At 62.2% G+C, this 18,822-nt stretch carries 15 protein-coding genes; 3 read left to right on the top strand and 12 right to left on the bottom strand.

Annotated elements, in window-relative coordinates:
* Positions 1-75: 75 nt before the first annotated feature.
* The 3 genes from BLT09_RS01675 to BLT09_RS01685 are packed head-to-tail and all read left to right on the top strand — an operon-like array spanning position 76 to position 3,204.
* Complete coding sequence (locus BLT09_RS01675; protein WP_091590237.1) at positions 76-2,403, top strand: type VI secretion system Vgr family protein; 2,328 nt, start codon at positions 76-78, stop codon at positions 2,401-2,403.
* Between the two features lie 10 nt (positions 2,404-2,413).
* Positions 2,414-2,830 (top strand): DUF6484 domain-containing protein, encoded by a 417-nt coding sequence (locus BLT09_RS01680; protein WP_091590239.1) that lies wholly within the window; start codon positions 2,414-2,416, stop codon positions 2,828-2,830.
* Entirely contained in the window at positions 2,830-3,204 is a 375-nt protein-coding gene (locus BLT09_RS01685) for a hypothetical protein (protein WP_091590240.1), read from the top strand. The genes BLT09_RS01680 and BLT09_RS01685 overlap by 1 nt, the downstream gene beginning before the upstream one ends.
* Positions 3,205-3,236: 32 nt before the next feature.
* Here the strand turns inward: BLT09_RS01685 and BLT09_RS01690 are convergent, their stop codons facing one another.
* Genes BLT09_RS01690 through tssF form a run of 12 tightly spaced genes read right to left on the bottom strand, consistent with a single transcriptional unit; the run spans position 3,237 to position 18,821 of the window.
* Positions 3,237-4,079 carry a beta propeller repeat protein gene (locus tag BLT09_RS01690; protein ID WP_091590242.1) on the bottom strand — a complete coding sequence of 281 codons (843 nt, stop codon included), beginning with the start codon at positions 4,077-4,079 and terminating at the stop codon, positions 3,237-3,239.
* Positions 4,080-4,088: 9 nt separating this feature from the next.
* Positions 4,089-5,090, bottom strand: a complete 1,002-nt coding sequence (locus BLT09_RS01695) for a DUF4150 domain-containing protein (protein WP_091590244.1) — start codon at positions 5,088-5,090, stop codon at positions 4,089-4,091.
* Positions 5,091-6,113 (bottom strand): 3-oxoacyl-ACP synthase, encoded by a 1,023-nt coding sequence (locus BLT09_RS01700; protein WP_091590246.1) that lies wholly within the window; start codon positions 6,111-6,113, stop codon positions 5,091-5,093. It lies immediately after the preceding gene.
* Positions 6,110-7,216, bottom strand: a complete 1,107-nt coding sequence (locus tag BLT09_RS01705; protein ID WP_091590247.1) for a DUF2169 family type VI secretion system accessory protein — start codon at positions 7,214-7,216, stop codon at positions 6,110-6,112. Before BLT09_RS01705 ends, BLT09_RS01700 begins: the two co-directional genes overlap by 4 nt.
* The gene (gene tagF, locus BLT09_RS01710) at positions 7,216-7,743 is read right to left on the bottom strand and encodes a type VI secretion system-associated protein TagF (protein WP_091590249.1); all 528 of its coding nucleotides are present in this window, start codon (positions 7,741-7,743) and stop codon (positions 7,216-7,218) included. The genes BLT09_RS01705 and tagF overlap by 1 nt, the downstream gene beginning before the upstream one ends.
* Positions 7,740-11,276, bottom strand: a complete 3,537-nt coding sequence (gene tssM / locus BLT09_RS01715; RefSeq protein WP_091590250.1) for a type VI secretion system membrane subunit TssM — start codon at positions 11,274-11,276, stop codon at positions 7,740-7,742. Before tssM ends, tagF begins: the two co-directional genes overlap by 4 nt.
* A 1-nt stretch (position 11,277) precedes the next feature.
* Positions 11,278-12,600, bottom strand: a complete 1,323-nt coding sequence (gene icmH, locus BLT09_RS01720) for a type IVB secretion system protein IcmH/DotU (protein ID WP_091590816.1) — start codon at positions 12,598-12,600, stop codon at positions 11,278-11,280.
* 4 nt (positions 12,601-12,604) lie between these two features.
* A complete protein-coding gene (gene tssK / locus BLT09_RS01725; RefSeq protein WP_091590818.1) occupies positions 12,605-13,939 on the bottom strand; it encodes a type VI secretion system baseplate subunit TssK in 1,335 nt (444 codons plus the stop codon).
* Between the two features lie 39 nt (positions 13,940-13,978).
* Positions 13,979-14,431 (bottom strand): type VI secretion system lipoprotein TssJ, encoded by a 453-nt coding sequence (gene tssJ, locus BLT09_RS01730; RefSeq protein ID WP_091590252.1) that lies wholly within the window; start codon positions 14,429-14,431, stop codon positions 13,979-13,981.
* 3 nt (positions 14,432-14,434) lie between these two features.
* Positions 14,435-15,901, bottom strand: a complete 1,467-nt coding sequence (tagH, locus tag BLT09_RS01735; RefSeq protein ID WP_091590819.1) for a type VI secretion system-associated FHA domain protein TagH — start codon at positions 15,899-15,901, stop codon at positions 14,435-14,437.
* On the bottom strand, positions 15,898-16,983 hold the full coding sequence (tssG, locus tag BLT09_RS01740; protein ID WP_091590253.1) for a type VI secretion system baseplate subunit TssG: 1,086 nt from the start codon (positions 16,981-16,983) through the stop codon (positions 15,898-15,900). The genes tagH and tssG overlap by 4 nt, the downstream gene beginning before the upstream one ends.
* The gene (tssF, locus tag BLT09_RS01745; RefSeq protein WP_091590255.1) at positions 16,947-18,821 is read right to left on the bottom strand and encodes a type VI secretion system baseplate subunit TssF; all 1,875 of its coding nucleotides are present in this window, start codon (positions 18,819-18,821) and stop codon (positions 16,947-16,949) included. Before tssF ends, tssG begins: the two co-directional genes overlap by 37 nt.
* Position 18,822: the final 1 nt, after the last annotated feature.

Here is an 18,822-nt window from a genome sequence, read left to right on the forward strand (position 1 = left end):
CAAGGGTCCCCTTTGGTCGGTGCAAGACATGTGCTAGGCTCAGGCAGAAACGAGCGGCGGGAGGGGGCACGACCCATGCCGAACGAACGTGCCACGGTTGTGCAGACACCGGTTGGCGCTGACCTGTTGACCTTCACGCATCTTGTCGGGCGCGATGAGATCAGTCGCTGTCTGGCCTATACGGTCGGGTTCGTAAGCAGCAGCCCCGAAATCGATCCGCTGAAGATGCTGGGCGGCGCGGTTTCGGTCGAAGGTGAATCCGATCCCAAACGCTGGTTCAGCGGCCTTGTCTCCGAGTTTCGGCTGACCCGGATCGAGGACCGTCTGGCTTACTACGAAGCCGTCGTCAGGCCATGGCTCTGGTTTCTCGGCAATACCACCGACTGCCGCATTTTCCAGAACATGAGCGTCATCGAAATCGTCGAGGAGGTTTTCTCGAAATACAGCACGGCAAAGTTCGAGAAGCGCCTGCAAGGGTCTTATCCGCCGCGAGAGTACTGCGTCCAGTACGACGAGAGCGACCTCGATTTCGTGCAGCGGCTGCTCGAGCACGAAGGCATCCTGTATTTCTTCGAGCACGATGAGGGCAAGCACACGCTTGTGCTCGCCGATGCCATGAGCAAGCTCAAGCCGGCGCCGGGCTATGAGAAGGTGCCCTATCACTTTGAAGGGCAGGGCTCCCGGCGCGATGTCGAATACATCACCGAATGGATTCCGGGCAGCTCGGTGCGGCCGGGCGCCTATGTCCATACCGACTATGATTTCGAGAAGCCGGGCGCCGACCTGATGGCCAAATCGGCCCAGCCGTTCAGTCACAAGCTGGCGGCGGGCGAGAATTACCGCCAGCCCGGCGCGCATCTCGACGTCGGCCGCGGCGACAGCCTTGCCGCGATACGGCGCGAGGAAATCCAGGCGGTGCACCAGCGCATCGCCGCGGTCGGAACCGTGCGCGGCCTGTATTCGGGCTGCACGTTCAAGCTGGATGGCTTCCCAAGAGAAGACCAGAACCAGGAATATCTGGTGGTCAGCGCCGAATACAGGCTGTTCGATCCGGGCTACAGAGCCCTTGCCGACGTCGAAAGCGAGAACTTCAAGGTGATCCTCGGCGTGGCGCCGACCGCCCTGGCCTATCGCCCGCCGCGGGTCACGACTCGGCCGATCATGCGCGGCCCGCAGACGGCGACGGTGGTCGGCCCGTCCGGCGAGGAAATTTTTACCGACAAATATGCCCGGGTGAAGGTGCAGTTCCACTGGGACCGTCTCGGCAAGAAGGACCAGAACAGTTCCTGCTTCGTGCGCGTGTCGCAGACCTGGGCCGGCAGCGGCTGGGGTTTCATCCAGATCCCGCGCATCGGCCAGGAGGTGATCGTCGATTTCATCGAAGGCGATCCGGATCTGCCGATCATCACCGGCAGGGTCTACAACGCCTCGCAGATGCCGCCCTACGGGCTGCCGGGCAGCGCCACGCAATCCGGCTGGAAATCCGACTCCTCGAAAGGCGGCGGCGGTTACAACGAGCTGATGTTCGAGGACAAGGCCGGCTCCGAACTGGTCAATTTCCAGGCACAGAAGGACCACAACCTTCTGATCAAGAACGACCGCACCAAGCTGGTGCAACACGACCAATCCGACCGCATCGACCATGACGCCAAGCACTCCGTCGGCCACAACCTCGACGAGGACGTCGGCAACAACAAGACGGTCAAGGTCGGCGTCGACCAGACCACGGATATCGGCAACAACGACACCGAGACGGTGGGGGTCAATCGCTCGCTGACCGTGGGCTCGAACGAGACGATCGGCATTGGGGCGAACTCGACGGAGACGATTGGCGCCAATCACACGCAAACGGTGGCGCTGGTGCAGACGATCACGGTTGGCGCCGCGCGCGTCGATAGCGTTGGCGCCGCCGAAACCAGGACCGTGGGTGCGGTGCAGACCAACACCATCGGCGCCTCGCGCTCGGTGACAGTTGGTGCAGGGCAGAGCCACAGCATCGGCGCAAAGGACAGCTGGCAGATCGCTTCCGACCAGAGCGTGCAGATCGGCGGCGGCCAGACGTTCAAGATTGCAAAGGATCAAGGGACTGATATCGGGGCTGGGCGCTCTACCAAGATTGCCAAGGATGACGCGACAGATGTCGGAGGCTCCCGGGCGCTCAAGATAGCCAAGGGCAGCGCGGTCGAGGTAGGCGAGGACGGACTGATCAAGATCGGCAAGGATTTAATCATCGAGGCAGGTGACTCAATCGTGATTAAATGCGGCTCGGCGGCAATCTCAATGAAGAAGGACGGCACCATTAACATCGAGGGCAAGGACATCGCCGTCAACGGCTCGGGCAAGATCAACGTGAAGGCATCGAGCGAAATCACCATGAAGGGTTCGCAGATCAAGCAGAACTGAGGGGCGTGTGATGACGACCACAAGAGAGCGGATTGAAGGAGTTGTTATAGGCATTTTCTTGGGCTTCGGAGAGAATTCACCCCTTGTGGTCTTTCCAGGCAATCCGCAGGAAACTGCTGTCTCAGCCCGAAGCCTTGCTGAACTCACTTCGGACATGATAGGCGCCGAAGTGGCGCTGCTGTTTCAGGATGGCGATCCTAGCCGGCCACTTATCGTCGGGCGAATCATCGAGCCGACACGCCGGGCGCAAGTCGTCCGCGATGGGGAGCGGGTGCGGATCACCGGTGACGAGCGGATCGAGCTTCGCTGCGGTAAGGCATCGATCATCATGGAGAAGGACGGACACATCACCATCCGCGGCACCTATGTCACCAGCCACGCCAGCGCAACCAATCGCATCCGCGGCGGCTCGGTGAATCTGAACTGATGTCTCGCGCGCCCATCCTGCCGGAGATCGTGCGTCAGCACGCCGAGATGGCAGCCTTCCTGTGGACGGTTTATGACCGTCATCTGCTGTATCCGGACGAAAACCCGGACATGGACGAACTCCGTGTGGCGCGGCTGCTCGCTAGGCTGGAGGCGCACCTGGATGGGCTTCGGGTAGCCGAGGAAGACGGCAAGCGGATCGCTTTGGAGCGATACCAGGAGTTTCCCGAAAGCGGCGAACTCTTCGTCGTGCGGATGCTGTCGACCGACAATCCACCCAATCTACATGAACTCGATCCAGTGAGGACGCGAGCATATTTGCTCGACACATTGGCACGAGCGCGATCGACAATCGGGCCCGCCGGGAAGCTATGACAAAATTATACTTCCATACAGCATAATAATAATCAGTTAAAATCTACTTTCCTCCAGTTTTCTCCGTCGAATCTTGCGGTTTGTTCCAAGCCGCATGACCAAAGGAACCTATCCGTCGCAGATAAACTATAACCTCTTGCCTTGTCCTTTACCAAGACGAGGTGATCACCCTTAATCTTGAACACGCCCGATGCGGCCGACGCGAAGTAGGTCTCACCTTGAAAATCCTCAATTGCATACAAATCGTGACCTCCGGCATCGATGGAAGTGAGTTCACCTCCACGAAGGAGATAACAAGCACCGTCGAGCCCGCAAAGATACAAGTCTTCTCGGTTAATCACATGAACGGCACGGAAGGCGGCGTTGGTTGGCAGCTCTATGGGCTGCCATCGTGCTCCGTCGTATCTCGCGACAAAGCCCCCGTCTCCGGCACATACCAAATTATCCTCCTGCCTACCCGATATCGCATAGAGGTGGCCTGAAAGGCCTTCACTCATCGGAAGCCACCTGGCACCGTCAAAGCGAACGCATGTACCGTCGGCACCAACGGCATAGACCGCATGGTCGTGCAGCCCCCAGATTCGAAAAAGGCGATTGGTCGTGGCCTGCTGTCGCGCGAAGCTCCCGGATAGATTGGTGAAGCAGTCACCGAGGACGCCTGCGAGAAAATATGTGCCAACCGACGATGCCCACATAGATGATATCCAGTCATCGACCTGAAAGATCTGAGTGGGCGGAACTTCTATATCGGAAAAACGAAACACTTCGCTGTTGAAGCTCTGACGATCCTCATCGGTCGACACAACCAGAACGCTGGCGGCACTACCTTCATGGGCTATGACCGTTATGCATTCACGAATAAACTTCCTGTCCATCTACACCTCCTATAGGCTTGAAGGCGGCGAAACACTTGCGCCGGGCACCTTGTCGCCCCAAGGCACGCGGCACTTCGTCTGATTAAGGTCGTCCCCCTTCTTTCCGGAACAATGTTCGAGATAGGCTCGAATGACCGCCTCTAGACATTCAAGCGCGAGTTTGCGCGTTTCTTCGTCTGCTATCGGCTGGTCCTGGGGGCTTTTGTGCGTGGCGTTGGCATTGATCTTGGGATGGTGCTCTTTGATGCTCTTCAACTCGTTTTTGATGGCGGCCTCGACTGTTGGCCGCGCCGTGCCGCAGCCCCTCGCGAATGAGTGCTGTGCAGTCGTCTTGGCGCCGTGAGGCGAGGCTGCGTTTATATTACCGGGCCCCTTCATACAAATACACGGTGCTTCATTGGCGGAATACTTCGGAAACTCCGCAATTGAACCGGCCGATCCGCCTCGCGTGTTTTGAAATAACGCGTTCTGCATCATGTGTTCCGACTGATCCGGGGACACACAGGGGCTGTCCTTGTGTGCGTGAAGCTGAAGACCGCATTCGGCCAAGACCTTCGCGCAATTCAGCCCAGGAGGAGCTGGCGAAAGAACGTGTATCCAAGGGGGCGTGTTGGCCACGTCGGATGCGTGGTTATTCGTCGCCATATCCGTAAAGCGGATAACAGGCTCGCCATCAAATTTGACGTTATTTGACCACGATCTATAGTACTCCTTTCCTGTATTCTTGGAAGTTATAACTCCTTTTTTAGCCGCGCAGCCTGCTTCAGTACCGCTTGTCTTAGACAGATCGGACTGGTTCTTAATGTTAACGGTTTTTCCGGAGATTTTTACAGTACCTGTCCCATTCTCGGTATCACTTGCGAATCCGAAGCTCGGATACGGTATTGGCACACCAGGCGGGGTTGCGGGATTTTCCGGCGGCGTGAAACAAACGTCTGGAAACGCAGCGATGGTCTTACCATCGGTCGCCTTGCCGGAAATTTCCAAACTGTTGGCAAAAACATTGGCCATTTATGAAACACGCGACGTCAAGACTGCGGCACCGCATGCGCCGGCATCGTTTGAAGCTTCCACCAGAACGGATTTGCCATAGCCGTAGCCTTTGCAGGCCGCCGTCCGCGCCATCGCAATCATGGCTGGCACCGCGGCCGCACCGATATTACCCAAGAATTCGCCAGGCGACCACAGGTCGATGAAGTCACGCGGGCCCCTCGAGAGTCTCAGATTTGCAAGAGCGGTCTGTTTGAACCAGTATTTTTCCCCGATCAGGTCGGAAATCCGGTACCCGATATCATTCATTTGGATGCCAGCTTCCGTCAGGGCAATGTTGTATGCCGAGGTCATTCCGTCGCCGCGAAGCGGAATATCGTCGTTGTTGTAGATGGAGGCCCGCTCACGGGCCAATCCAACCCCTGCCAATTGCAATTGCCCTCGCTCCACGTTGCTGCACAATATTGCCGCGGCGGCCTCACCAGGGATGAATCCGTTCGGATTGTCCGAGGTTAAAATCCTCCACTTGGCGATGTAATGGGTGATTGTTGCCGGTGTGAGGTAACTATCGACTCCTATTATAAGGATGTTCGACGCATTCCCTTCTTTAAATATTTTCCGTGCCTTGTCGAAGGCAACATGTCCGGAAGGTCGGCCATGAGCAACTACTATACAGCCCCGACTAATGTCATGCCCGGTTATTCTAGAAACCTGAGAGAGGAACGAGGGCACATCCCGGATTGGCCTGCCGGGACGATTTTCCTCCGCAATGCAAAGCAGAACGGCGGTCTTATCGGGAAGCCATTTGTGATCTCCTATAGCCTCCGTCAGGGCGGCAGCAGCGAGGTGCGCCATCCTCTTCTCCCCAATCCACTCCCGCGGCAACGGCACTGGCGCACCCATAACGAACTCGTCACCGACTCGATGAAATTTGGTCTCCTGAAAGCCGTCGAGCTTCGCTCGCATAGCTGCACAGCTGGAAGGTGCATCGAGACCGACGGCCGTCACCATACCTACAGAGATAACGTCGAGAGTCGCGCTCACGCGGCTTCCTCATTGTAATCGGTCGGCGGCAAATCAAACTTGCGTATGTAACGCTTCCCAGTCTTCCTTGCGTGCAACATGCCGGGCGTTGGGGGGCCAATCCAGCATTCAGCAAAGTCGAGGACAGTGCGGCGAATCGGCCGCGAGACACGCCAGACCAGCGAGAAGCGGCGCTTCTCGGAGTCGAGGAGAACGGTGTCGGGATAGATGTCAGCCTCGAAGGCCTTCTGCCTGCCCTTGAACAGCGTGATCGGCAACGCCGTTGATGGTAGCCGGAAACTCTCCCGGCCCTGCGGCGTCAGGTTCACCAGCTGCACCTCCTCGCCACCTTTCGGCATGTCGATCTGCTGGTCCGGGGGCGCCATCTGGAAGTAGCGCTCGTCGAAATCCGACGGCAGGAACGGGAACACGTTATCGATCCAGTTCTGATCATAGGTGCCGCCATATTCGATGCGGCCCGGCCAGCCGCGGCCCATCGGGCCGAAACTCATCGGTTTGTAATCGCCAAACGGGGTGCGGATATCCTCGCCGACAGCTTGCGTGTTCGGTAGACGCAGGCCGGGAATGAGGCGCTGGTTCCTGGTTCGCGACCAGCCGGTTCCAACTGGATTGTATTTATAGCTGGCGGGGAGCTTGTCCTCCGGGTCCAGCCTGTCGACACCACCCCAGGCAACATCATAGGAGATGGGCAGTTTCAGGAAGGGCTGCGGCGGGGTGGAAGTGAACACCGGCCCGATGGCGCGCCACTCGCGGTGGCCGACGACCTCGAACAGTTTCGACCAATTGCCCACCTTGATACCGACCGGCACGCGCTCGGCTGGTCTGCCGTTTGGTGCGTAAGCACAGCCATTGGCGATAACGTCGCAGCGTGGCTTGCGGAAGGCGAAATCGGTTTCCCAAAGCGTTGCCGAATAGCCGGGCTCGCCCGTCTGGGTGTCGGCAAAGACGAGTGGCACATGCTCGGCAGATTTGCGCACCAGTCCGCCGGGGTTGTCCGGGAAGTCGAACGTGCCTTTCACCACCACGACGAGCCACTCATGGCCGGCTTTGTCCATGCCCATGGTGAATTGGTGAGGATACCCCATCTGGTTCCAGATCTGCATCAACTGGTCTCCCAGCTTGCCGCAAAGATCTGCTCCAGCGTCGGTTGCGGAGCTTGCGGATCAATATCGAAAATGTCGGAGTGCGCCGTCCACATCACCATATCGCTGATGACCTCTTCGGCCGGCTCGACAGGCGGCACCGGCAGTGCGGCCAAAGCGGTACCCAGTTCGTCGGGCGTCAACTCGCCGCGCTGGGCGGCAAAGGCAGCCTCTTCAATCCCGGCAAACCACGCATCGGCGCGAGCCAGTTGAATGGAAGCGTCAGGAAGCTGCGCGACCACGCTCAAGGGGAACTGCCGGCCGACCCTGTCGGCGCTCTGCAGAATAATGCCTGCCGATGCGCCGAAAAAAGCCGAGCCGGCCAGAAAGCGCAGCGCGGTGGTGCGCGGCCAGGTTTCCGAGCCGATCAGCGGGACGATGTGCTGCGCCAGCCACCGGTCCCAGATGCGCGCAAAATCTCCCGGCAGCCGCCGCGTGACGAAATCGCCGGTGGCGGGCATTTTGCCGTAAAAGCCGGGCAGGATCATATCTGCGGCGGACATGAGAATTTCTTGAACATTTGCAAATTGTAGGGATTCTCGACGCTTGCCGCCTTGAGCTCGAAATCGGCGTACATGCCTTGCGTGCCCAGTCGCAGGCTGTAGACGTCGGACAGCGAGGTGCCGGTGAAGCGGCCGCTGCGCAGCAGCCTCAGCCAGGCCCAGCTGCCGGTTTCGTTCAACATGACTTCGGGCGAGCCGTCGATCGGCTGGAAGGCGAGCGAGATGACGCCGGTGCCGTCCTTGCCGGGCCAGGTCATCGGCTGCGGCCGCGTCGCGTTGTTGTAATAGACGAGGTTCTGGCCATCGAGATTGAGTGTCACGCGCGTGACGTTGGGCGACAGGTCCTTCGGTTGCAGCGTAAAACTCATCACCGGCCCGGTACCGCCTGGAAACAGATCGTCGCGGATCCGCCTGGCCTGTTCGAACGCCGCCAGGGCCGCCGCGTCGAGGCCGAAATCGGCGCGCCATTTCCATGGCTGGCTGGCGGTGTCGACATAGCTGATCAAATGGTCGTTGATGAAGGTGTCGATCATCCCGGCCGGCCCGAACAGGCGGGCGAAATCGCGGACATTGACGTCGACCGCGCTTTCGGGGCTGAACGGATAGCGGTCGTTCAGCGCCGCCTGGCAGAACGGCAGGATGTCGGCGCGCCAGATGGCGTTGAGCTCCGAGGTGACCGCCTTCTGTGTCAGGCCGCTGGTGTCGCCGGCAATGCCGCCGAGCCAATCGTCGACCGGATCGGGCAGGATCTGGGCTTGCCTGGCGACCGCTCCCGTCAGTTCGGCCAGCCCACCCTGCTTCTTGATGGCGTCCTGCGGGTCGGGATTGGCCGTGACCGTCTGCAGCACGTTCGAAAGTGCGGTCAGCGCCACCACCGCGGCGTCGAGTGCCGGAGGCTGGCCGTCGACCTCGGCGATCGCCCCCTTGAGCGGCTTGAAATGTTCGGCCACCAGAGTGCCGGTAAGATCCACCTCGTCGGCGGAACCCGCGCGTGGCAGCAGTTTTGCACCTGTCTTCACGATCTTTCCAAGCTTCCCCAGCTTGCCGAGCAGTTTCGAGGTGCCCTTGGCTGCCGCCTTGTTGTCGGCCGGCGCTTCATCGGACCGGGTCAGCTCGGTCTCCTGAACCACCGCCGTAAGCAGGCGCTTCAGCGCGGAATCGGCGCTCGAAAGGTCTTTTAGGTTCTCGCTGGCGATATTCAGATCGGCCAATGGCGCCAGCCTGATATCGCGCAGGATGCTGTCCCATTGCGCGATGTAGTCTTCGTAATAGAGTTTCAGGATATCCTCGGACAGCGCCGAGACCGAGGTTTCGGAATTTTCCGAGCAGCCTCCGGCAAACACCGCCCGATCGAGTGCGGCCTGGGCGGCGACGTCCTCGACCCGGTCGAGAATGGCATCGTGGAAGCCGGCATAGGTGAACGCGCCCGATATGCCGACGCGCAGCGTCTTGTCGGAACGCCGTGCAAAAACCTTGGCGCCGTTGGGGCCGGCGAAATTCGCCGGGATCCATTCCTTTAGGCCGGCCACCGCCGGGTCGGCCAGCAACTGCCTGTAGGCACGCGCCGGCAGCGAAATCGTGCAAACCGTCTTCAGCGCCTCGGCGACCAACGCCTGATCCGCTGATATGTAGCTGTCGTCGACCGTCATGCGACGGATCGCGGCAAGCTGGTGCTCTTCCGCGTCGGCGGTCGGAAACGGCGCCGCCGGTGCGAATTCCGGCAAGTCGTTGACCCACCAGCTCTGGACGTAGTCGGCGTCCATCTGCGACAGGCCGGTCATCATGCGATAGGTTTTTAGCGCCCCCAGCATGAAATCCGGATCGCGGATCTGCCGCCACATGGTCGCCTCGAGCAGGGCGACCATGTGCGGCTCGAGGACGTTGCGCAAAGCGTGCTCGTAAGTGTCGGCCTGCGCCCGCAGCAGCTCTGCCGACGCCGACGGCCCGAGCAGGTCCTGGGCGCTGCTCGGCGGTGCGGTACGGGCGTTTGCGACCTCGGCCATCGCATAGAGCGCGCTGTCGATGGCGGGCTGCTCCACCGATGCCGGGCTCGCGGCTGCAGCGGTCAGCGGCGCCTGCAGCGCTTCGAACTGGCCCGCCTGCGCTGCGATCGCATTGCGGTTGTCATAGTAGGACCAGGTGAACATCGCACCGGCCAACAGGGCGGCGGCGGCACAGGCGGCCGCGGCGCCACGCCAGATCCAGGCGCGGCGGCGCTGCGCCAGCGGATCGAACGTCCCCAGGCCTGCTTCCCTAAAAATGACCTCGGTCAGCAGGTTCTTCAGGAAAAAGCTGCGTTTTTCAACACGCGGCGCCGGCATCGCCCGCCGCGGCGGAAGACCGAAGGATGACGACAGCGCCGCGGTCAGCCGGTCGATGGGCGCCCCTTCCTGGGTCGCCGACGTCAGATAGAGGCCGCGCAGCCAGGCGGCTTCCTCGTAGCGGCTTTCGCCGAACATCGCCTCGACCAGCACCTGGATCGGCTCGGACAGGCTCGTGAGCTGGGCGGGAAACCTGAAGATCTCGGCGCGGGCGGCGAGTTTGTCCTCGTCCTCCAGGCGCGGCACCAGCCGCCGCTCGAGTTGCGTCGCAAGGGTGGCGATTTCCCGTTCTATGGTCTTTGCGTCGACACGCGCATCCAGCGCGAAAGTCGTGCCCCACACCTGCTCGCGCGAGGCCGTCGACAGGCCGCCGAAGAAAGCCTCGAAACCCTTGATCAGATCGGCCTTGGTCAGCATCAGATAGACCGGAAGGCGGATTTCCAGCCGGTCGTTGAGTTCTGCCAGGCGACGACGGATCTTGCGGCCATGCGCCTTGATGGCTTCGTCGCCCTCTGAAAGCACGTCGATCGAAAGCGCGACGATCACGCCGTTCAGTGCCCGGCGGCCGCGATGCTTTTTCAAGAGGTCGAGGAAGCCCAGCCATTCCGCCGCATCGACGTCCGGCTGGCTCTCCTGCTGCACGTAGCGGCCCGCCGTGTCGATCAGAACCGCGTTTTCGGAGAAAAACCAGTCGCAGTTGCGCGTGCCGCCAACCCCCTGCAGATCGTCGGTGAGGTCGATCGGAAAGTTCAGGCCGGACTGGCGCAAGGCCGTGGTCTTGCCGGTGGCCGGCGGCCCGACGATCACGTACCAGGGCATCTCGCGCAGGAACTTGCGTCCGCCCAGTTTGCGGCGCTTCAATTCGACCATAACCTCGGCGAACTTGGCGCCGACGGCGGCGACGTTCTCTTCGCCGGGGCTCAGCGGTTTTTCCACCACGGGCGCAGCGATTTCGGCGACGAACATGCGGTTGGCCCGGATCGCCCGGCGCTGCGCGACGATCAGCCAGATCAGCCAGAAGATGACCAGCAGCGCAATGATGACGATGCGGACATTTTCCGAGGCGAAGGGTTCGTAAGCACCGACCCTGACGATCGGGCCGAACACCCAGATAACCAGGGAAAGCAGCGCGATGCCGATCAGGGTCCACAGCCAGCGCGATGTCAGAACCGCCCAGAGGAAGCGCAGGATGAACATCTCACAGCCTCTTTTCGACCAGCACCTCGACGCGGCGGTTCAAGGCCCGTCCCGCGCGGGTGCTGTCGTCGGCCACTGGATCGGTAGCTGCACGTCCTTCGAAACGAATGCGGTCCTGCGGCACACCGTTCTGGACCAGCATCTCGGTAATGGTTGCTGCGCGCGCTTCCGACAGCCGTTGGTTAGTGGAAAGCGGATTGGACCGTTGCAAGGGAATACTGTCGGTATGGCCGACCACGGTGATGTTTCCGATCAGTTCCTGATTGGCGAGGATCACTTTGGCGATTGAACCGATCAGCGGTTCGAAGCCTTCCGTCAGTGTCGGCCGCGACGACTGGAACAGTTCGGGGTTGGAGGCCTGAATGATCAGCCTGGCCAGCGAAACGCTCTCGGTGCCGCTGAGCGCGGCCCTGAGATTGGCCGGCGCTCCGGCCTGAAACTCCGGCACCAGCGCGAAATCCACCGCCTCCGGCGGCGGCGCGTCGACCTGTGGCGATGTCCGGCTGATCTCGCCGCGCGCCGGCGGCGGCAAAGCACGAACCAGCGTCGAAAGCTCGACCGCCTGACTGCTCAGTCCCATCGACAGCCCGAGATAGATTGCAGTGGCGAGAACCGCCGCGCCGAGCCCCATCACCCAGATCGGCACGATGAAGCGTTGAGGCTCGTCGGATGCGATCACGCCTTTCCAGTTCGGCGACAGCGGCGCGCCGTCGGCATCGGCATCGCGCAGAAAGCGCGCCGCAGCAACGCGAACGGCATTGAGCGAGCGGTCGCCCGACCGGCCTGGAACGCGATATTTGCCGCGGAAGCCGAGCGCCAGGCAATGATATTGCAGTTCGAGCAATTCGCGATCCCGGTTCGGATGCCGCTCCAGTTCGTCGAGACGCGTGAAGAACTGCGTGCCGGCATCAACATCGCCTCGCAGCATCACCACAAGCGGCTGGCGCGGCCATGCGCTGGCGCCGCCCCATGGCGTGTTCAGGGCCAGGTCATCGAGCAATGCCGCCACCACCCAGGCTGCCTGGTCGGCGCGCTCCAGGGACGACCCCGCCGCCATTGCCGCGTCACGCGCCCGAACCAACTCATCTAGCAACCGGGTGCGCAACGCTTCCGGGTTTTCCGGCGCCAGCGCGCTTTCCAGCTCGGGCGCGAACTCGAGCAGCGGCGCGAATGCGTTGACCAGCGTGTTCGGATGGGTGCGCGACCGTTTGATTGGCACACCCGACAACAGTGGCGTCATCGGTCGCGGCATCGGCGCGCCGGTCAGTCGTATGCGCGTGCGTTCGCGATCCTCCGACAGTCCGAAAGGATCATCCCGGCTCATCATCTCACCTGTTTACCGAATAGCAGTCGACCTGCGGCTCGCTCGGCAGCACGCCCGACACGCCGATGACGAAGCCGGGGGCATCGAGCAGCGAGGCCCAATGCTCGCTTTTCTGATCCAGCTCAAGGCACAGCCGATCGCCATCGTAGGGGATTTCGCGCGGCTGGGAATGAAGCGGTTTCAGTGGAATGCCGGGTAGACGGGATTTCCACAGGCCCTCGAACTGATCGGCCGAACCGACGGTCGCCTGGTTGACGAAAATCTTGCGCAACGCATCTTCCGACAACTCGGAGCCGACCCGGATGACGATCCGGCTGGCCACCAGCAGCTTCGGGTTGTCGATGCGGATTTTCCAGACGTTGGTCGAATGCCGCATGACCGGCAGTGCGCGTGATTTAGGCTCGATGTAGCGCAGGCTCAGGATGAGCGAGCGCAAGGCGTCGGCCAGCGCCGAATAGGCGGGGCCGGGCGCCATGTGATCGTAGGCCGGCAATTCGCTCAGCCGTCGCGCGCTCGAGCCGTAGGTCGCCATTGAACCGGCAAGACCGGCAAGCTCCAGGTAGAGCTCGGCCGGATGGAAAACATCCTGAGCCAGCATGTGCGCCAGCCGCGGACGCGCCGCATTGGCGAGATTGAGCATCAAAAGGTCTTCGACGCTGCGCCCTGGCCCGCCCATGACCATCTTGCCATGCGCCTCGGCAATCTGGTCGAGGCCGGTGACAACTTCCAGAAGCAGCTGCCGGTACCAGGCCACCGCCCCGGTAACCAGTGTCGGCGGCAGGAACGCCTCGTCCAGCGAGACGCCGCCGTCGGCTCGAACCCCTTTGATGTCGGCTATCGGCAGCGCGGTGTAGCCGCCAACCGATTTTCCCGGTGCAATCAGCAGCGCCTGCGGGCGGGCGATTTCGATTTCTTCAGGATCCGAACCGCCCTGGACGGCGTCGCGCACCGAAACGATCCGCCCATGATAGCGTGCTCCTGTCGATGCGGCGTGCGCCGGATCGAAGCCGACACCGCCGGCAGGCTCGAGCGGCAGGGCGACCAGCACCGGTCCGGCGCCGGTATCGGCGGTGACCGGCAGCGGTCGCGGCGCGTCCATCAGGTCCGGGATGGAGAACGGGGTTCCATCCGGAAAGATGCCGCGTGCCGACAGGATCGAGACCTGGCCGGCATCGAGCATCGCCTGGTCCAGCGTCAGCTGCTGAAAGCCGAACGTATGCAGCTGCCCGGCCTGCAACGCGCCGCGCACGGTCGCCTCGAAAAAGCGATCCTGCTGCTGAAAATGCTGGGTCCGGAGAAACAGGCCTTCGGACCACAGCACCCTGTTTGCATCGCTCATGCCGCTACTTCCTGCATCGAGCACCCCTTGCCCTGGCCGCTAGGCGGAAATGCCGCCGCTGCCAAGCGTGACGTTGACGGTAACTGTTGATCCCGACGACACCGACTTGGTTGTACGCCAGGTCCGGCCGCCGGGCTCGCGAACGAGGGCAACGAAGCCCAGCGCAGCCGCGTCCGGCTCGACCGTGATGGTTTTGGATGCGGTCTTTCCAGGCCCGACGGAGATCTGGTCGGATCCGATGAGATCGCCTGCGAGTGCGGAGCCGGCATCCCCCTGCAGCGCGAAATAATCGGCCGAATTGAATTTACCGGTGCTGCGCAGCCGCATCACCAGGACCGTCACCGGCCGGTCGCCGCCGCCTGGTCCCGGATTCATGCCGGCCGCGCCGGTCAAGTTGACGGTCACCGCGGATGGTTTCGGCGGACCGCTCTGGCAAGCAGCAAGCAGCCCGGTTGCGCCCAGGGCAACGATAAGTTCGCGGCGATCGATCATGTTTCACTCCTCCTCATATGCATCCCGAAAATCAGCGCCGATTTCGCCCAAAAAGCTCGATTCCGCACTCTGAGCGATGTCACGATGGCGTTTCTGGTAAAGCTCCCACAGCCTGGCGCGGCGCCCGCCCGAAAGAACGGTGCCGATCGCGGAACTCGATTTGAGTTCTTCCTCGATCGCTGCCGGGTCAAAACGGTCAATCATTCGCCGCAAGGCGGACTGCACGCCTCGCCAGGCGCGCACGTGATGTTGCGCGAGATCGCGGACGGCGTCGGCGATTGCCGCTTCACCGGCCAGAAATCCGGGGCTGCGCTCGGCGATGAGGGTCACGATGGCGTCGTCGACCGTCGGCAGAAATTTTAGCGGATTGACTTCAGAGGCCCCAACCACCGTCTGGGCGACGCGAGCGTTTCCCTTTTCCTCGGCCCGCTTGCGCAGCAGCTGCATCAGGCCTTCCATCATCAGCCGATACTCGCGACCGAATTTTTCCATTTCCGCGACGCTGTCGCGTCCGGGAAAATCGGCTTCCTCGATGCCCATGCCTCGCAAGAACGCGCTGCGAAGGGCCATGTTCGCCGGTTGCGCCGGGGAGGGGGTGGGTCTGGGGGCAACGCCAGCCCGTGGCGGAGCAGGGATAGCTGCCGCGGGGCCAGGCAAATCCCAGGGATTGGCCGGCTGCGGCTCTGGGGCGATGTGTTTGCGTTGACCGGTCGAGCCGGCGCCGTTTCTCAAATCGGGCGACGCGGCCGGCCCGAAACCGAAACCGTCATCGAATTCGGATGACTTTCTTGAAACGGGCTGGGCTGGGACGGGCTCGCTTGCACCGGAAGGCGCCGGATCGAAGCTGAATGGGTCTGCGGCGTCCGGCGCACCACGAGGTTCGGAATAGCCGGCGCCGTTCGGCGCCGGCGTCGCTACCGGGTCGAGGCTGAACGGGTCGTCGAAGGCAGGCGAACTGCGCTGGTTGGCGCGCTCGAACGCTCCTGGAACGGGTTGCTCGAACGGGTTCGGCAGATCGGCGGGACGCGGTCGGCGCGGCTCTTCTTCGACCGTAGCTGAAAAGAAGTCATCGCGGCCGATGCTTACCGGCGCTCGCGATGCCGGCGGTGACCGCTCTGCGAACGTTTGGCTGGCCGCTGGTGCCTGAGCGACCGGCGCCTGCAGATCGACGCATACGATGTAGTCGCCCAGCCTCAGCCGCATGCCGTTCTGAAGACGGACCGAGGTGCCGGTGCCGAGCGGACTGTCGGAATCGTTTATGAACAAACCGCTGCTTGATGTGTCGGTGACGAAATAGCCATCCCGCCCGCCGGTGATCCTGCAATGGGCGCGTGAAACGAACATGTCGGGATCGTCGATCTGCCAGTCCGCGTCCGCGCTACGGCCGATCACCAGTTCACCCTCGTCCAGCCGGGTCTGCCGTACCGCCTGGGTGCGTGGCCCGTGCTCCAGCGTCAGCAGCAGACTCATGCCGCGACCTCCGCCATTTCCGGCCGCCATCCGACGATCGTCCGCAGCCGCATATCGTCAGCATCGCCCCTTTCGGTGGGCCGCGCAAGCCAGGTGGTTCGGCCGAGCTGTACCGCTCCGATACGCGGCGGCGGCACAGCTTCACGCGCCAGCACGATCCGCAGATCGACGTCGAGCGATTCCCCGACCATGTCGCGAACCGCCTGCTTGAACAGTTTCAGACGTTGGCCGCCCGGCAGGAACGTCTTGAACTCCTCATAGCCGACTGGGCCGACGCGGAGCTCGATCCTGCTATGGCGGCTGAAAACGCGCGGGCCGATCGTCGCCCCGCGGCCCAGCACTGCGTAGGCCTGGGTAAGCCGGGTCTGCAGCGCCGCCGGTATGGTCATCCAGGTGGCGACGAACTCCTTGATCGCGACCGGCACTTTGAACGCTTCCGCCAGGAACAGCGTCAGCCGCTCTGGGCCGTCGACCTGGCTGGCGAGCGACGCGGCCTGGCGAAGTTTTACGGCGTCGAGATCGGGATTTTGGGTGCCGGGAAGTCCGGTTCCCGCCATCGCTTCGAGCATGGCCCTGACCCGGCCGCCGACCGCACGTTCGACCTGTACCGCCGGATGCGCGTCCGCCCAGGCCCGATAGTACAGGGCGATCATCCGGTGTTGGAGAATATTGACGAAATCGACGAACGTCGTGTCGACGGTCTGTCGTGCGTCAGCGCCGGTGAACCAGCGCTGCGACAGACGATCGAGCACCCAGCGTGTCAAATGAAGCGGCATCGGGCCTTCCGGCCCCATCAGCCCGATATTGGCAACGGTGACCCGGGCCGGTGTCCCGTCCGTCCCCGGCGTCTTGTCCTTCGCTTGGCGGAATTCAACCACGTCCTTGGCGGAAAAGCTGAGACGCACATGCTGTCCGAGCCTTGCCGGCTCGCGATCCGCGCGGCCGGAATAGCCGAACAGCCCGCCGCGTTGTTCGAGCCGGCGCAACAGTTCGAAAAAGTCGAACGTATCATCCAGCGCTTCGGCCCGGCCCGGGTCGAGCTTGCCTAGATCAGGTAGCGATTGCCGGGCGTCATCGGCCATGGCACATCCTCCTGCTTCTGCAGCAGCCGCGTGCGGGTCCGCACAAAGCCGTTTATTCCGGCGTGACGGGCAAACAGCCGTGCAAGCAAGGCCGAAAGCAGCAATGTGCTTTGCCCGGCCAGGACCGATTGGTCCACATGCAATGTCACTTCCGTGCCCCGTCCGAAGCACATCGGCCCATCGATCTGCAGCCGTTCGATGACGGAGCGCGAGTCGATGCGAACGATCGAGTGCACGTTGCGAGCCAGGCTCGGATCTCCCCGGTCGGCGTAAAGATCGAGCAGCGCATGCAGCGGATCGACACCGCGGCCTTCCTTGGCGAGGCTGAGGAAGTTGAGGGCCAGCTGCGCCACGAGCCGCCATGCGAGATTGTCGGCTCGGGATTCGCCTTCGGCACCGGCGGGCAGCGCCGCCGGGATAGCCGGCTGCGGCGGGCGCAAAGCACCGGTAAGCCGGACCGTTTCGACCGGATCGCCCGTCTCCAGCGTCAGGGTAGGGTTGTCGTCGAGGATCGGCAGATCGCGGTTGGTGCAAAGCGCCATGATGTCGAGACGCTTCAGCGGCCGGTTGGCCGGGCTTCCGGCCGGCCGTGAAACCGAAAGGAAAACGTCGTCTCCGGTGTAAGAAGTCCGGGTCAGTCCGTCGCGCCGTTCATCTTCGGTGGCCCGGCGAGGGCGCCGTTCGGTGGAATAGACCCAGCCATTGCTGCGGTTTTGCCCCAGGCTGAAGAGTTCTGGAATTTCGGCGTCAGGACCCTCGGCATCGGCGTCCTCGACATGGGTCACCCGATAGATTTCGAAGTCGCGCGCCCGCGTGCGGTCGGCATGCAGAACTTGCCGCGTTCTGCGCGGATCAAGCTCGATGACGTTGCAGTCACGCTCGAACAGGTTGATGATCGGCGTCGCAAAAAGTTCGAAATCCGCCGGCGTCACATCGGCAAGCTCGGGCACCGGACGCCGGAACATGAAGATGATCTCGACCCCGGCCTCGCATCGGCGCACGACCGGTTGCAGTCCTGAAACCCGCACGTAGTGAAAGCGCTCGGGCATCATGAAATATTCACGCAGCAGGCGGTAGCCTTCGAATGTCGGCCGGGTACGAGGCATCAACGCCTCGTCATCGCTGATGCCGACCATTTCGGGTTCCGGCAACCGCGATAGCGGATTGGCCTTGCCCTCGGCGCGGGCGCCAACCGCCGAGCAGGCGCCGAAAATCGCGTCGAACAGCAATGGCGCTTTGGTGCGCCCGGCAAAATAGAAATCAAGCCGGTCGAGCGCCAGTTCGCCGAGCTTGCCTTTTCCGGTCCGGCCCAGCGTGATGCGCAGCGCCGCCTCGCCGCCTGCGCCGCCGATAGGTGTTATGCCGGCTGCCGCCAACCCGCTGCGATCCTGGAAATAGCTGACCGAAATGATGGCTATCGGCCACAGCGTGATTTCCTGCGCGGTGGTGAACGTGCAGCGCGTCGACAGGCCGGGTTGCAGGCTGGACACCAGCCGCGTGTTCCGCTTGATGACATGGCCGGCAATCATCGACTGGACCTGCTGGCCGGGTTTCAGCACTGCCATCGCCGTTGCCGGCGCCGGGGTAACCAGATCGGGATAAAGCACATCCAGCACGCTGCGTGAAAACCGCGAACGCTCGGCGTCGACTTTCAACCGGGTGCGTGCAGCGAGGAAAGCGACGCCGTCGAGCAGCCGCTCGACATACGGATCCGGGCACGGGACGGTATCGAGAGAAAGATTGCGTGCCACCGCCGGATGCATGTCGGCAAATTCCGCCGCTAGGCCGCGGATATGGGTCAGTTCCTCCTCGTAATATTCTACGAAGACCCGATCCATC

Origin of the sequence: Mesorhizobium muleiense (assembly GCF_900099905.1) — a bacterium.
Classification (GTDB): domain Bacteria; phylum Pseudomonadota; class Alphaproteobacteria; order Rhizobiales; family Rhizobiaceae; genus Mesorhizobium; species Mesorhizobium muleiense.

Coding starts and splice junctions, on each gene's coding strand:
- BLT09_RS01690 (WP_091590242.1), bottom strand. CDS start 4,079: ATGGACAGGAAGTTTATTCGTGAATGCATAACGGTCATAGCCCATGAA.
- BLT09_RS01675 (WP_091590237.1), top strand. CDS start 76: ATGCCGAACGAACGTGCCACGGTTGTGCAGACACCGGTTGGCGCTGAC.
- tssF (WP_091590255.1), bottom strand. CDS start 18,821: ATGGATCGGGTCTTCGTAGAATATTACGAGGAGGAACTGACCCATATC.
- tssG (WP_091590253.1), bottom strand. CDS start 16,983: ATGGCCGATGACGCCCGGCAATCGCTACCTGATCTAGGCAAGCTCGAC.
- BLT09_RS01705 (WP_091590247.1), bottom strand. CDS start 7,216: ATGCAGATCTGGAACCAGATGGGGTATCCTCACCAATTCACCATGGGC.
- tagH (WP_091590819.1), bottom strand. CDS start 15,901: ATGAGTCTGCTGCTGACGCTGGAGCACGGGCCACGCACCCAGGCGGTA.
- tagF (WP_091590249.1), bottom strand. CDS start 7,743: ATGATCCTGCCCGGCTTTTACGGCAAAATGCCCGCCACCGGCGATTTC.
- tssM (WP_091590250.1), bottom strand. CDS start 11,276: ATGTTCATCCTGCGCTTCCTCTGGGCGGTTCTGACATCGCGCTGGCTG.
- tssJ (WP_091590252.1), bottom strand. CDS start 14,431: ATGATCGATCGCCGCGAACTTATCGTTGCCCTGGGCGCAACCGGGCTG.
- BLT09_RS01695 (WP_091590244.1), bottom strand. CDS start 5,090: ATGGCCAATGTTTTTGCCAACAGTTTGGAAATTTCCGGCAAGGCGACC.
- BLT09_RS01680 (WP_091590239.1), top strand. CDS start 2,414: ATGACGACCACAAGAGAGCGGATTGAAGGAGTTGTTATAGGCATTTTC.
- tssK (WP_091590818.1), bottom strand. CDS start 13,939: ATGAGCGATGCAAACAGGGTGCTGTGGTCCGAAGGCCTGTTTCTCCGG.
- BLT09_RS01685 (WP_091590240.1), top strand. CDS start 2,830: ATGTCTCGCGCGCCCATCCTGCCGGAGATCGTGCGTCAGCACGCCGAG.
- icmH (WP_091590816.1), bottom strand. CDS start 12,600: ATGAGCCGGGATGATCCTTTCGGACTGTCGGAGGATCGCGAACGCACG.